Annotated in this window: 14 protein-coding genes; all 14 read left to right on the top strand. The window is 62.2% G+C overall.

Features of this window, described 5'->3' with window-relative positions:
* Window positions 1–13 precede the first annotated feature (13 nt).
* The 14 genes from HX899_RS30545 (at window position 14) to HX899_RS30480 (ending at window position 14,504) form a co-directional block, all read left to right on the top strand.
* Entirely contained in the window at window positions 14–487 is a 474-nt protein-coding gene (locus HX899_RS30545) for a terminase small subunit protein (RefSeq protein ID WP_181294116.1), read from the top strand.
* On the top strand, window positions 453–2,024 hold the full coding sequence (locus HX899_RS30540; RefSeq protein ID WP_181294115.1) for a terminase: 1,572 nt from the start codon (window positions 453–455) through the stop codon (window positions 2,022–2,024). The genes HX899_RS30545 and HX899_RS30540 overlap by 35 nt, the downstream gene beginning before the upstream one ends.
* Entirely contained in the window at window positions 2,024–4,144 is a 2,121-nt protein-coding gene (locus HX899_RS30535; protein WP_181294114.1) for a hypothetical protein, read from the top strand. The genes HX899_RS30540 and HX899_RS30535 overlap by 1 nt, the downstream gene beginning before the upstream one ends.
* 12 nt (window positions 4,145–4,156) lie before the next feature.
* The gene (locus HX899_RS30530; protein ID WP_181294113.1) at window positions 4,157–4,468 is read left to right on the top strand and encodes a hypothetical protein; all 312 of its coding nucleotides are present in this window, start codon (window positions 4,157–4,159) and stop codon (window positions 4,466–4,468) included.
* A 32-nt stretch (window positions 4,469–4,500) separates the two neighbouring features.
* Window positions 4,501–5,565: a hypothetical protein gene (locus tag HX899_RS30525; RefSeq protein ID WP_181294112.1), complete on the top strand. Its 1,065-nt coding sequence runs from the start codon at window positions 4,501–4,503 to the stop codon at window positions 5,563–5,565.
* 15 nt (window positions 5,566–5,580) lie between these two features.
* Window positions 5,581–6,555, top strand: a complete 975-nt coding sequence (locus HX899_RS30520; protein ID WP_017990701.1) for a phage major capsid protein — start codon at window positions 5,581–5,583, stop codon at window positions 6,553–6,555.
* Between the two features lie 22 nt (window positions 6,556–6,577).
* Complete coding sequence (locus tag HX899_RS30515) at window positions 6,578–7,363, top strand: hypothetical protein (protein WP_181294111.1); 786 nt, start codon at window positions 6,578–6,580, stop codon at window positions 7,361–7,363.
* A gap of 258 nt (window positions 7,364–7,621) precedes the next feature.
* Window positions 7,622–8,194, top strand: coding sequence for a hypothetical protein (locus tag HX899_RS30510; protein ID WP_181294110.1), 573 nt, complete (start codon window positions 7,622–7,624; stop codon window positions 8,192–8,194).
* 16 nt (window positions 8,195–8,210) lie between these two features.
* Window positions 8,211–8,918, top strand: coding sequence for a hypothetical protein (locus HX899_RS30505; RefSeq protein WP_171599270.1), 708 nt, complete (start codon window positions 8,211–8,213; stop codon window positions 8,916–8,918).
* Window positions 8,915–10,738 carry a hypothetical protein gene (locus HX899_RS30500; protein ID WP_171599271.1) on the top strand — a complete coding sequence of 608 codons (1,824 nt, stop codon included), beginning with the start codon at window positions 8,915–8,917 and terminating at the stop codon, window positions 10,736–10,738. The genes HX899_RS30505 and HX899_RS30500 overlap by 4 nt, the downstream gene beginning before the upstream one ends.
* Window positions 10,735–11,151, top strand: a complete 417-nt coding sequence (locus tag HX899_RS30495) for a GNAT family N-acetyltransferase (protein ID WP_171599272.1) — start codon at window positions 10,735–10,737, stop codon at window positions 11,149–11,151. Before HX899_RS30500 ends, HX899_RS30495 begins: the two co-directional genes overlap by 4 nt.
* Entirely contained in the window at window positions 11,117–12,121 is a 1,005-nt protein-coding gene (locus HX899_RS30490) for a tail fiber domain-containing protein (RefSeq protein ID WP_181294109.1), read from the top strand. The genes HX899_RS30495 and HX899_RS30490 overlap by 35 nt, the downstream gene beginning before the upstream one ends.
* Window positions 12,121–12,495 (top strand): hypothetical protein, encoded by a 375-nt coding sequence (locus HX899_RS30485; protein WP_246697209.1) that lies wholly within the window; start codon window positions 12,121–12,123, stop codon window positions 12,493–12,495. The genes HX899_RS30490 and HX899_RS30485 overlap by 1 nt, the downstream gene beginning before the upstream one ends.
* A complete protein-coding gene (locus tag HX899_RS30480; RefSeq protein ID WP_246697208.1) occupies window positions 12,495–14,504 on the top strand; it encodes a hypothetical protein in 2,010 nt (669 codons plus the stop codon). Before HX899_RS30485 ends, HX899_RS30480 begins: the two co-directional genes overlap by 1 nt.
* The last annotated feature ends 21 nt before the right edge of the window (window positions 14,505–14,525 follow it).

Below are 14,525 nucleotides of genomic sequence, written 5' to 3'. Positions count from 1 at the left end.
GAAGCGGCGCCTTATGGGCAGACCCATCAAGTTCACCCAGGCGCTTGCCGACAGGATTTGCGAGCGCATCGCCGACAGGGAAAGCCTGCGGTCGATCTGCCGGGATGAAGAGATGCCGGCGATGTCGAGCGTGCTGTCCTGGCTCGCCGATGGCGATAAGGCCGGTTTTCGAGCCAAATACGCCCTGGCGCGCGAGATTCAGGCGGATGGTTTTGTCGACGAGATGGTCGAGATTGCCGATGACCGCGCAGACGACTGGATCGAAAAGAAGAATGCGAGCGGCGAGACCACCGGCTGGCAGGAGAATGGCGAAACCATCCGGCGGTCGCAGCTCCGCATCGCCACCCGTCAGTGGGTCGCCGAGAAGCTGAGGCCGAAGAAATACGGTTCCAAGGTCGAGCCCGACCATGGCGCCGTGACCGGCGAAGTTTCGCAGTTGCTGGAAGATATCAATGGCAAGACGCGCGGACTTCCAAACGGCAATTGACCAGTTTTCCGACTGGCGCTGGCGTCTGAACAACCTCTATTGGATCACCGACAAGGCAGGCAAACGCGTCAGGTTCGAGATGAACTGGACGCAGATGACCTTTTTCGAGCAGATGCATTACCTCAATGTGCTGCTGAAAGCCCGCCAGCTGGGTCTCACGACCTTCATTCAGATCTTCATGCTCGATGCCTGCGTCTTCAACCGGGATATCCGCGCCGGCACCATCGCCCATACGCTGGGCGACGTGCAGACGATCTTCCGGGATAAGATCAAGTACCCCTATGACAATCTGCCGGATGGTATCCGCAACGCCGTGCCTGTCGTCAGAGCCAACCAGACCGAACTGCTGCTTGGCAACAATTCGAGCATCCGTGTCGGCACCTCGCTGCGCTCGGGAACGCTGCAATATCTGCATATCTCCGAATATGGGAAGCTTTGCGCTAAATATCCCGAGAAGGCTAGGGAAGTCCGCACCGGAGCTTTGAATACCGTGCAGGCCGGCCAGCTGGTCTTCGTCGAAAGCACGGCGGAAGGCCAGGAGGGGCATTTCTATTCGCTCTGCGAGGATGGCCAGGTCAAGCAGCGCCAGGCGCTAGAGTTGACCGAACTGGACTTCAAGTTCCATTTCTTCCCTTGGTGGAAGGAGCCGCAATATTCGATCGCGCCTCAAGGCGTCATCATCACCGACGCTTTCGTCAAATATTTCCGCAATCTGGCCGACCAGGGCATCACGCTGACGGACGGGCAGAAGGCCTGGTACGTCAAAAAGGCCGAAACCCAGCTTGGCGACATGAAGCGCGAATATCCCTCGACGCCGGCCGAAGCGTTCGAAGCGAGCGTCGAGGGAGCCTATTACGCCGACCAGATGGCAGTGGCCGATGCCGAAGAGCGCATCGGGGTTTTCCCGCATGTGGAAGGCTATCCCGTCCATACCATTTCCGACATCGGCATGGACGATACCAACAGCGTCTGGCTGTTTCAGGTGCTGCCCGGCCGTGTGAGGATGATCGGTTATTTCGAGCATACCGGCACCGGCATGGACGGCATGCTCGACGAGCTGGAGCGGCGCGCCGAAGAACATGGCTATGTCTATGGCGTGCACAACATGCCGCATGACATCAAGGTCAGGGAATGGACGCGTGGCGGCATGACCCGCATCGAGGTCATGCTGAACGAGGTCAAGGCCCGCGGTCTCGGCACGGTCCGCAAGATCGAGCGCGCCTATGTCCATGACCGTATCAACGGCACCAGGCGCATTCTGGCAAAGATCGAGTTCGATCAGGCCGGCTGCATCCAGGGGATCAAATGCCTGAGGAATTACCGCAAGGATTGGGACGAGGATCTGAGCGTCTTCCGCGACGAGCCCCTGCACAATTGGGCGTCGCACGGTGCAGACGCTTTCGGCGGTCTGGCGATCATTTTCACCGGCTTGGCGCCCGAACCGCTGAAGCCGCAACCGAAATCCCTGCCGACCTTCCAGACGATGACATTCAATGAATTTGCCGATTCCACCCCTGCATATAGCGAGCGTGTTTGATGGAAGATGAAACAACGGCTTTGGCGGGCGGGCAGCAATCGGACCTGGCAAAGGTCGGCGCCCGTTGGCAGCAGGAGCTCGAGCGCGCCCAGCGCTATTTCAAATCCTGGCATGACCGCTGCGTCAAGATCGAGAAGATCTATCTCGACCAGCAGTCCGACCAGACGAATGCCGCCAAGCGAAGGTTTCCGATGCTCTGGGCCAACACCTCGGTGCTGCAGCCGGCCGTCTATGCCCGGGTGCCGCAGCCGGTCGTCGAGCGCCGCTTCAAGGATGCCCAGCCGGTGGCGCGCATGGCTTCGGAACTGGTCGAGCGCAATCTCGCCTATATGGGCGACGAAGCCGATATCGATTCCATCATGCGGGCGGTGCGCGATGATTTCCTGCTCTGCGCCCGCGGCACGGTGTGGCTGCGTTACGAGGCCGATTTCGAGCCGCTCGACATGGGCGTCCAGCCCTCCGACGCGCCGGCCAATGGTGGCTTTCCCGAGGGGCTTCCCACTGGTTTACCCGGTGGCATGGGCGAGAATGGCGACGTTCCGCCCGAGGTGATCAGCGACGAGCGGGTGTGCATCGATTATGTCCACTGGTCCGATTTCCTGCATTCGCCGGCGCGGCGCTGGAAGGATGTGACATGGGTGGCGCGGCGCGTGCCGATGACCGAGGAGGAGCTGGAGAAGCGCTTCGGCTCTGACGCCATGACATCGCTCCAGGCGCAAGCTGCCGGCAGCAACAAGGGCAGCAACCAGACCGAACGTGCCGAGAACGAGGGCAAGACCCATGTCTGGGAAATCTGGTGCAAGAGCGAAAACTATACCGTCTGGATCGCCGACGGCGCGCCGGTGGCGCTCGAAGTGTCGGAGCCGCCGCTCGATCTGACGCATTTCTGGCCTTGCCCGCGCCCGGCCTACGGAACGATGTCGACCAGCTCGCTGATCCCGGTTCCCGACTATGTCTATTATCAGCAGCAATGCGACGAGATCGACCTGCTGACCAAGCGCGTCAACAAGCTGACCGATCAGCTGCGCCTGAAAGTGTTCTATCCCTCCGGCGACGGCGCGATCTCGCCGGCGATCGAGAAGGCGATGCGGCCGGAAAACGATACGGTGATGGTGCCGATCCCGGAATGGGCGGCCTTTACCGACAAGGGCGGCTCGAAAGCCATCGTGACGCTGCCGATCGACGAAGTGCAGAAGGTCATCATCGCCTGCATCCAGGCCCGCAAGCAGCTGATCGAGGACGTCTACCAGATCACCGGCATCTCGGACATCGTCCGCGGCGATACTCAGGCGTCGGAGACGGCAACGGCGCAGCGCATCAAGAGCCAGTGGGGCTCGATCCGCATCCGCGACCGCCAGTCGGAGCTTGCCCGCTTCGCCCGTGACATCATCCGCCTTGCCGGCGAAATCATCTGCGACCAGTTTCAGCCGGAAACGCTGATGCTGGTCAGCGGCATCAAGCTTCCGACCATGGCCGAGAAGCAGCAGGTTCAAATGCAGATGCAACAGATGCAAATGGCGGCGCAGCAGGCCGCAGCTCGTGCCCAACAGATGGGTCAACCGGCACCGCCGCCGCCTGATATGCCGCCGCAGCTCCAACAAATGATGCAGCAGCCGACGATCGACGAGGTCGTGCAGTTGCTCCGCAATGACAGCATTCGCGGCTTCCAGATCGACATCGAAACGGATTCGACCATCGAGCCCGACGAGGATGCCGAAAAGCAGCGCCGCATGGAATTCGTGCAGATGGTCGGCGGCTTCCTGCAGCAGGCTGGCGCCATGGCGCAGCAGAACCCGATGCTGGTGCCCGTCATGGTCGAGACGCTGCTCTTTGCCGCCCGCGGCTTCAGGGCCGGCCGCCAGCTCGAAAGCACACTGGAGCAGGTCGGCGCCCAGCTCTCCGAGGCCGCCACCGCGCCCAAGCCGCCGCCGCAGCCGCCGGCCGAGCAGATGATCAAGCTGAAAACGGCTGAAGTGAAGGCGGGTGCGGAACAGCGCAAAGCCGAGCTTGGCGTCGCCCAGGCCGAGATCGAACATCGCGCCACGGTGGAACAGGCGCGCGGCGAGGCGGCGGCGCAGGCCTTGCAGCAGTTCCAGGCGCAGCAACCCGCCTATCAGTGAACGGAGTGAGAGATGAGAGAACGCTATTGCCGCGTCTGCGGCGGCTGGCACGCGCTCGATAAATGGCCGCACAACTGCATGCCGGCGCAAAACCCGGCGCAGTCCGATCTGCCGGCGCCGCATTTCGTCAGCGACAGCATCGACATCCAGTCGATGCATGACGGCAGGTATTACACCTCGAAGGCCAAGCTGCGTTCGGCCTATCGATCGGCCGGCGTGGTCGAGATCGGCAACGAAAAGCCGCAGCCGATCGAGAAACCGAAGACGGATCGCAACGAGATCCGCAAAGAACTGCGGCGAGTTCACGCCGAATACAACGCCTGAACGGGCATCAATCCCCGAAAAAGGAATACCCTATGGAAGATTTGAACGAGGCCGGCAACGGCAGCGAAGATTTTGGCGCGTTCGACGAGCAGCCGGTCAGCATCCGCGACAGCCTGAAGGCGGCGATCGACACCGTCGAAGGCAATGGACCGGGCGATATCGCCGGCCAGCCGCGCGACGGGGAAAATGGCCGCTTCCTGGCCAAGGGGCAGGAGCAAGCCGCAGCGGCAAGGGCAGGGCAGGCGCCCGCGGCAAACGCCACTCAGCAGACGCCCCAAGCACAGACCCAGATGCAGTCCCGGGAACAGCCGGCAGCTATCGGCAGCCGGGTTCCGCCCGGCTGGTCGACGGAGGCCAAGGCGCAATTTTCAAGCCTTCCCGGGGAAGTGCAGGCGGCCATTACCAAGCGGGAGCAGGAGGTCGATAACGGCTTCCGCGTCCTGCAGGATTACAAGGGGCTCGAGGAGTTCACGCCGCTCATCCGCCAGGCCGGCATGACCCATGCCGATGTCATGCGCCGGGCGATCGATTGGGAAAAGGCGCTCATCCACGATCCCGTCAACACCGTCGTTCACGTCGCCAGGATGGCCGGGGTCAATCTTCACGCCCTGGTCAATGGCGAGATGGATCACGTCCTGCAGCGGAGTTCGCAGCAGGCCGGACCACAGCAAGGAGGACCGCAGCCGCGACCCATCAATGTCGAGGCGACGGTCGAACATGTTCTGCGGAAAAGGGACACCGAAACTCAAGTCGATACCTTCCTTTCCGACCCGGCAAACGCGCACGCCGAAGATGTGCTTGACGACATGGTCGCCCTTATCAATGCAGGGCGGGCATCGACGCTTCAGGACGCCTACGACGCCGCATGCTGGATGCGCCCGGACATTCGCCGGCAGTTGATCAGTCAGACTGCAGCGGCTCCAGTCCATCCACAGCAAGCCCAGAGGGCCGCAGCGGCAGATCAAGCCCGCCGCGCCTCGCGATCCATCTCTGGTTCCTCCGCGCCGGGCCCGACCCGCGACGCGGCAAGAGGCCAGCCCACCTCCATCCGGGACTCGCTGCGCGACGCCATGCGTTTTTCGCGCGGTCAGGTCTGATCAAAGGAATGATCAATGCCCATTTCGCCCAACCTCTCTGAAATCGTCACCACGACGCTGCGCAACCGCAGCGGCACGGTCGCCGACGACGTGACGAAGAACAACGGTCTTCTCACCCGTCTGAACAGCCGCGGCCGCAAGAAGCCCATCTCCGGCGGCCGCACCATCGTCCAGGAACTGCAGTACCAGGAAAACAGTACCTTCAAGCGCTATTCCGGATACGATATCCTCAACGTCCAGCCCTCCGACGTCATCACCGCGGCCGAATACGACCTCAAGCAGGCCGCGGTCGCCGTCTCCATGTCCGGTCTCGAACAGCTGCAGAATTCCGGCGAGGATGCGATCCTCGATCTGCTCGAGCAGCGCATCGAGAACGCCGAAACCACGCTGAAGAACAACATCGCCCTCGACTGCTATTCCGATGGCACGGCCGATGGCGGGCGTCAGATCGGCGGGCTGCAGCTGCTGATCTCGACCTCTCCGACCTCTGGCACCGTCGGCGGCATTTCTCGCGCCACCTGGGGTTTCTGGCGCAACCAGAAATTCTCGGCCTCGGCCGACGGCGGTGCGGCGGCCTCGAATGCCAACATCCAGAGCTATATGAACCGGCTCTATATGTCCTGCGTTCGCGGTTCCGACGCGCCTGACCTTGTTGTCGCCGACAACAATTTCTTCCGCCTCTACTGGGAATCGCTGCAGGCGATCCAGCGCATCACCTCGGCGGACAAGGGCATGGCCGGCTTCCAGTCGCTGCAGTACATGGGCGCCGACGTGATCTTCGACGGCGGCTTCGGCGGCGGTGCGCCTCTCAACCAGATGTTCTTCCTGAACACCAAGTATCTGTTCTACCGCCCGCACCGCGACCGCGACATGGCGCCGATCGGCGACGAGCGCATGAACACCAACCAGGATGCCTTCGTGCAGCTCATGGGCTTCGCCGGTAACCTCACCATGAACAACGCCTTCCTGCAGGGCGTGTTGTTCGCCTGATCGTCAACGAAAGGAAAAGCAAATGTCGGTCGCAACAATCCAGTCCGATCGTCTTGGCGCGAACCCGTTCGTCGTCGAAGGCCCGATCGTTTCCGGCTCCGGTATTCCGGGCCCGAACTTCTCCCTCGGCGCTGTCGCCGGCGGAGACCGCGAATCCGAATGGGTCTATTGCCAGCTGGTGCTGGCCTCGCAGACGACCCTTCAGCCCGGCCAGTGGTTCCAGTGGACCAGGGATTATGTCGCCTCGCTGTTGACCACGGCGGCTGCCGTCGTCGGCCAGCGCTGCGGCGTCTTTTCGGGTGCTGCTCAGCCCCCGACACTGACCGGTGGCCCGGTCGGTGCCATCACCCTTGCACCGGGCACCTATTACGTCTGGCTGCAGCGCAATGGCCAGGCTCCGGCATTGATCGCAACCGCAACGGCGGCCCTCGTCGTTGCCGAAACCACCACCACCGCAGGCCAGGCGAGCGCCCCGGCATCGGCCACGGCCACCACCAAGGCCATCGCCAACGTCAACTTTGCGGCGACCAACCAGACGTTTACCGCAACCACCGTCAACGGCTCCAACCTGCTGACGAGCCTTTCCGGTCTGAATGCCGGTTCCGGTCCGTTCATCGGGGCGGCCGTTGCCGGCACCGGGATTGCCGGCGGCACGACCATCTCGGGCATCACCTACAACCCGAGCGGCGTCGTCCAGAGCATCACCCTCTCGGCCAACGCCACCGCTAACGGTACCGGCATCACCATCACCGCGACGGGTGTGCTCGAGGCGACGCTGATGCGGCCGTTCCTGTCGAAGGTGAACTAAATCACGTCAATCGACGGGCGCTTCGGCGCCCGTTTTCGCCAATCTTTCTATGCGTGGCGTGCCCCTCATCCGGCTGCCGCCACCTTCTCCCCGCTCGCGGGGAGAAGGGGATATGCGGCAACCTCTACGTTCCCACTGACCTCTCGTAGGGCAGGTCCCCTCTCCCCGTTTTTACGGGGAGAGGGTTAGGGTGAGGGGCAGCCATCCGCACGACATCGCCATCCACATCCCCCCGCCATCAACAGCGAGACAAACACCATGCCCGACAGCAGCACCGGAATTTATGCCTCCTTCAGCCTCGAACCGGTCGAACAGACCTTTCTGACGGAGAAGGAAGGCCGGCCGATTTTCGCCGACAAGGAATTCGTTCGCATCTTCATCTCCGGCGACAAGCACACCGAAGTCTATCGCGAGGTGACCGACAATGACAAACAGCGCTTTTCCGATGCCTATAAGCGTTTCAAGGAAGGCGCTGCCGCCCGCGAGCAGCTGACCGGCACGCCGCTGGCGCAATGGCCCTATCTCAAGCCCAGCCAGATCAAGGAGCTGGAAGCGGTCAACATCTATACCGTCGAGCAGCTCGCCGCCCTCTCCGACACCGTCAAGCAGAAGATCGGCATGGGGGCGAACGAGCTCGTCGCCGCCGCCCGGGCCTATCTGGCCACCGCCGAGAATTCGAGTGCTGCCTCGGCCTTTGCCGCCGAAAACGAGCGGCTGAAGGGCGAGGTCACCCGCCTGCAGGAGCAGATGAGGGAGATGGCTTCCCGCTTCGAGACTCTCGAAAACGAACGTCAAGGCGGGGCCAAATCCCGCGGCCGCGTCGCCGCCTGAACCGGAGATCCCGCGCATGTCGCTCTTGACCATCATTCAGAATGTCTGCGCGGAAATCGACCTCGATCCGCCGACGGCTGTCATGTCCTCGGCGGATCCGCAGATCATGCAGCTGCGCATCCTCTCCACCCGAGCCGGCCGCGACCTGATGCGCGAGCATGACTGGTCGACGCTGATGGTGCAGCGGCAATTCACAACGACGGGCGCCAACCCGGAACCGGCCGAGCCGCCCGCTGACTGGGACCGTTTCGCCGCCAATTCGAAGATCTGGAATGCCTCGCGCCTCTGGCAGCTGAATGGCCCGGTGGAGCCGCAGACCTGGCAGCGCAACAGGATCATCAATTCGAACCCGGTCCCGCAGATCTGGCGCATGGCCGGCGGCAGGCTCGACATCCACCCGAACGCTGCAGGCGAGACGATGGCTTACGAGTATATTTCCGGCTTCTGGGTGGCGCTGAACGGCGAGGCGACCTATGCCGCCAATTGGGCGAACGATACCGATACGGCCCGTTTTCCCGAAGACCTTCTCGAACTTTCGCTGATCTGGCGCTGGAAGCGGGCCAAGGGCCTCGATTATGGCGAGGAGATCGCCAGTTTCGAGCGATCCAAGGAAGCCGCGATCGGCGCCGATCGCGCCGCAGCGCCCGTCGACCTCTCGCTGCCGGGCAGGGGGCAGGCGCCTGAGAATTATTGGCCCGGCACGATCACGGTGTCCAACCCATGACCCGCAGACCTGTCCCTCAAAATGGGCGCACCGGCCGCGTTTCACCAGGCAAAGACTGGATCGCGCCGATCGGCGGCTGGCGAACCGATGTCGAGATGGCGGATATGCCCGCCGATGCGGCGTTTCAGCTCGACAATTTCTTTCCCGAAGCAAACCGGGTGCGCGCCCGCTATGGCTTCCTCGCTTTCGCCACCGGGCTTGGCGCCGATGTGCAGACGGTCATTGCCTATTCGGGCGTCGGCAACAGGCTGTTTGCCGCCGCCGGAGACAAGATCTTCGACGTCACGGCGGGTGGCGCCGCCGGTGCGCCCGTCGTCTCCGGCATGGCCAGCGCCCACTGGTCGGTGCAGCAATATACCAACCCGGCCGGCCAGGAGTTTTTGCGCCTCGTCAACGGCCTCGACACGCCGCTGCTCTTCAACGGTACCACCTGGACGAATAATTTTCTGGTGGGCACGGCAACGCTCGCCACCCAGAACGTCGCCGTCAGGAACACGCCCTATACGCTGAGCTTCTTCGGCACCGGCTCGGTCACCCTTTCCGGCGCCTTCACCGGCACGCTGAACGGCACGGGCGTCGCCAACCGGGTGACGCTCACCTTCACGCCGGCGGCCGGCACGCTTGTCGTCACCGTCTCGGGAACGGTCACCAATGCGCAGCTTGAGACGGGCGCGGTCGCCACAGCTTACGTTCCTTCGACGATGATTACGGGCATTCCGGACGCCTCGCTGCTGATCGCCGTCACCGCCTATCGTTCGCGTCTCTGGTTCATCGAGAAGAATTCGACCAATGTCTGGTATCTCGCCACCGATGCCGTCAGCGGCACGGCGACGGTTCTGCCGGTCGGCGGCAACATGAAATATGGCGGCACGCTGATTGCGATCAACGTCTGGACCATCCCTGTTTCGACAGGCCTGCAGCAGTGCCTGGTGCTGATCTCCTCGGAAGGCGAGGTGATCGTTTTCCAGGGTTCCGATCCCTCGAGTGCTTCCAATTGGGGCCTGATCGGCACCTTCAAGCTCGGCCGGCCGCTCGGCACCGATCGATGCCTGCTGTCGGTCGGCGCCGATCTGGCGATCATGACCACCGACGGCATCGTGCCGATCACCAAGGCCGTGCAGCTCGACCGGGGTGCGACCAGTCTCGGCGCGATCACCGCCAAGATCGGCCCGACCTGGCGCGAGACCGTTGCGGCGACCGGCACGACCTCTGAGGAGTGGCAGCTTTCGAGCTTCCCGGCCAGGCAGATGGCGATCGTCAATCTGCCGTCCTCCTTCGGTCCCTATCAATATGTGATGAACACCGAAACTGGGGCCTGGTGCCGCTTCGTCGGCATGCCGGCCTCCTGCTGGGCGACCTGGCAGGACCGGTTGTTCTTCGGCGCGGGCGACGGCACGGTTTATGAGGCCGAGGTCGGCGCCAACGACAATGGCATGGCGATCGACGCGCTGATGGTCGGCGCCTGGAGCCGCTATGGCGACGGGCTCTCGACCAAGCTCTCGAAGCTGATCGGGGTGACGGCGCAGATCGGGGTTTCCACGCTGATGTATGCCGGGATCTCGGTGGACTATCAGACCAAGATTCCCAACGCGCTTTTGTCGTCGATCGAGAACAATACGGCGGCGAAGTGGGGAACGGCGGTCTGGGGCGTGTCGAAATTTCCGGGCATTTCGCTTGTCCGCAAATTCGCCTCCGCCGGCGGCGCCGGTTCGGCCTTGGCGCCGACGATCCGGGCGCTGATCTCGGGCTCGTCCGGCTCCGTCTCGGAAGCGGCCGTGGTCGGCGGCTCGGTGCTTTACGAAAAGGGCGCGCCGATTTGATCGTCTCCGAACCGCGCGAGCAGATCGCGGCCTGGGTCGGCAACAGGATCGGGGTCACCTTTCACCCGCCTTACACGACGCTTGCCCATATCGACCGCGGCCGGATCATCGCCGGCTTCGTCTTCAACGTCTGGACCGAGCATGACGTCGAAGTTTCGCTTGCCGCCGATCGGCTGACACTGACGCTGATGCGATCGGTCTTTCGCTATGTCGTGCATCAGCTCGGCTGCCGCCGCGCAACCGCAAGGACCCGCGCCGACAATGCCGAATCCCAGAAGGTTCTGGCAAGACTCGGTGCACGCCTGGAAGGTTGCCAGCAGGCCTATTTCGGCGACTGCGACGCGCTGCTTTACGCAATCATGAAAGAGGATTTTCCCTATGGTCTCCACGCCGAAGGCCCCAAAGGCGCCTGATCCGACACAGACCGCAGCGGCGCAGACGGCCACCAACGTCGACACCGCCATTGCCAATGCTGGCCTCAGCCACACCAACCAATACACGCCGGATGGTTCGCTGGAATACAAGGTCAGCGGCTACCAGACGATGACCGACCAGAACGGTAAGACCTATCGGCTGCCCACCTATTCGGCCTATCAGACCTATTCGCCCGGGAACCAGGCGATCTACGACCAGACGCAGCAGACGCAGCTCGGCCTTGCCAAGCTCGCCAACGACCAGACCGGCAAGATTTCGGGCGTGCTCGGCACCAATGTCGATCTCAGCGCCGGCAATGTCGACAAATATGTCAACGATCATTGGCGGTCCGGCTTCAACAACCAGTGGGACCGCGATCAGGCGAGCCTCGATCAGAGCCTTGCCGACAAGGGCATCTCGATGGGCTCGGCCGCCTATGACAATGCGCTGAGCGATTTTTCGACGCGCAAGCAGGCCGCATCCGACCAGTATCTCGGCGACATGTATTCGAATGCCCAGAACTCGATCCTGACCGAACGAAACCAGCCGCTGAACGAGATTTCGGCACTGATGTCGGGCTCGCAGGTCCACCAGCCGAGCTATGTCAACACGCCGACGACGCAACTGCCGACTGAGGATCAGGCTGGGCTGATCAACGAGAATTTCAATCAGAAGATGGGTCTCTACAACCAGCAGCTCGCCCAGTCGAACGCCGCAATGGGCGGTCTGTTTGGTCTTGGCGGCTCGCTGCTCGGCGGCTGGGCGAAATCCGACCGTCGGCTGAAGGAAAACATCAAACGCGTCGGCACGCTGGATAACGGCCTGGCGGTCTATGCCTTCCGGTACAAGGAGGGCGGCCCGACCCAGATCGGCCTGATGTCCGACGATGTGCGCACGATGCATCCGGACGCGGTGTTCGAACACGCAGACGGTTTCGACCGCGTCGATTACGGAAGGGCGGTGGGCTGATGGCGTTCATTTTCGGCGGCGACACCGGCAAGACGCAGGGCGACCTTAGCGACCAGCGCAAGCGGCTGGCTTACGCCATGCTGCAGCAGGGTATGGATACGAGCCCGATCCAATCGCCCTGGCAAGGGGCGGCGCGGCTTGCGCAGGCGCTGATGGGTGGGCTGGAGATCAGGCAGCAGAATGAGGAGGGGCGGGTAGGGGCTGCCGAGACTCCCGCCGCGCCAGCGAAGTCTCCCGGCTTCCTGTCGTCGCTCGTCGGCGGCAATAAGGTTCCGGGTTTCAACGGTGAGAGGCAAATCCCGGCTTCTAGGTGGGGCGCGCCTTCCACACCAAACAAGACATCCAACCGATCCACATGGAGCGTTGAACGATAATGGCGTCAATCACCGTCAATGGCCACATTGTTCCTGTCGACGAAAGCTTTTTGAATCTGACTCCGGAGGAACAGGATCGGATCGTGGATGAGCTTTCGCGTGGTCTTCCAAAGCCAGCCGACGACGTTGGGTCAATGATCCACACCGCCGGTGGCGGTCTTTTTGAGGGAATTCCAATCGCTGGGCCAATTATCCGCGAAGGATTAAACCAGATTCCAGCGGCGATAGTTGCCGGTCTCACGGATCAATACTATGACGACGTGCTCAAGCGAGCCCACGAGTGGGAAGACGCAGAGAAGAAGGCTAACCCGGGAATCGATAAGGCTGCGCAGATAACGGGTGGCGTCGTTGGCACCGTGCCAGCAATACTGGCTGCACCCGAAGCATTCGGCGCTGCCGGCGGCAGCATGTTGATGCGCTCGCTGGTCTCAGGCTTGACCGGCACCGGTATTGGTGCCGCGGACGCTCACGTGAGAAGTGGCGGCGATCCTGAGAAAACCCGCTGGGGCGCAATTGAGGGGGGGCTGCTTGGATTGGGTGGCCCTTTAGCGGGGGAAGTTATTGGAGCCGGTGTCAAAGCAGGCGCGCTTGGCGCCAAGGTTCTCACACGCGCGCTCCTTGGAGAAGAAGTGGCTTCAAAGCCGGTGCGGGATATACTTGCAGGTCTGACAAGGGATTCTCGCAATTGGCTCGCGAAAGTTTCTGATCCGGATAAGATCGCCGCCGCTCGTGACCGTTTCGACGAACTCGGGCCTGACGCGATGTTTGCAGACGCCTTGCCAGAATGGCGCGGTGTCGCCAAGAGCGGTGCAGCCCGGGAATCCACGCGGAGCAAGGTCGTGGGTCCTCTGAATGAGCGCGGCTCTATGGCGAGTAACCGTCTCAAGTCGGACTTCGAGACCAACCTTGGGCCTGATCCGGTTCCATCCACGATCGACAGCGAACTCAAAGCCAGTCAGGCGCAGGTGAAAAGTCAGTACCGCCCTGCGGTTGAGGAGCTACCGCCTTCTGACTTCACGCCCGTTGCGGAGAGTCTCGATAAATTGATTCCGTATCGGCGCGGTGGTGAACAGAGCGACCTTCTTAACGTCAGGAACATGCTCAATGACTTCGGGAAAGACACCCTCTCTTCCGATCCTGCTATAGCGTACGAAACACGCCGCGCAATCGATCGGATTATGAAGACTGCCGACGATCCTGAAGTCCTCGAGACGCTCCGCGGCGTTCGCGGGATGCTCGATGAGAAGCTTGCTCGATCTGCCTCCGGCGTGAAGGAGCTTGATGCGCAGTTTGCCGAATTGGGTCGACAAAGAGAGGGCTTACTGCAGGGGCAGTCTGTTCTCGCCGATGGCCCGCGCGCCATGCGCCCCGGAGAGCTTCAGGAGAAACTGGTGGCAGGTGCCGAACCACAGGGTACGCTAGTCGGTCCCTCTGCGGAGTCTGCACGTATACGGCAGGGAACCCTCGGCGACATCTATCGTGCGGTTGGAACCGAAGGCGGTGATATAAACGCGCTGGGCAAAATTATTCGCGGTAAAGGCGACTGGAACCGCGAAAAACTGGGCATGATGTTCGGGCCTGAAAAAGCCGATGCGTCACTCAATGCCATAGATCGCGAAGCCTTTTTTGCCAACACGAAAAATGGTGTAACCAGCGCAGCTGACACGGCAGGGGAGGCCGGGTTCGAGAAGTATCTCGGCAAGGTATCCAAGCCTCAAGAAATTCCAACGGATAAGAGCTGGGGCGATCTCGGCCTGACTATGGCTCGCCGTCTCGCGCGATCCCTCCTTGAGGAGAATGCAGGCGCCCACGCAGCTCGCGTCGCCGATGAAGTCGCTCCGCTGAGTGTGCTTCGCGGCGAGCCGCGTGATGAGCTAATGGAGGCACTCATGCGCCTGGGACCCGAAAACATCATCGACCAGCAACGCATGGCGCTGATCAATGCGCTCTTCCAGGGGGGCGGGGGGAGGGCTGCCTATCCGCTCTTGCCGGGTGAGAAGCAAAAATGATCTCAGCCACCCTCGAAGGCG

The organism is Rhizobium sp. WYCCWR 11146 (genome assembly GCF_013591995.1).
Lineage (GTDB): Bacteria > Pseudomonadota > Alphaproteobacteria > Rhizobiales > Rhizobiaceae > Rhizobium > Rhizobium indicum.
The sequence above is the reverse complement of the archived record's forward strand: the minus strand, read 5'-3'. Positions and strand labels throughout refer to the sequence as shown.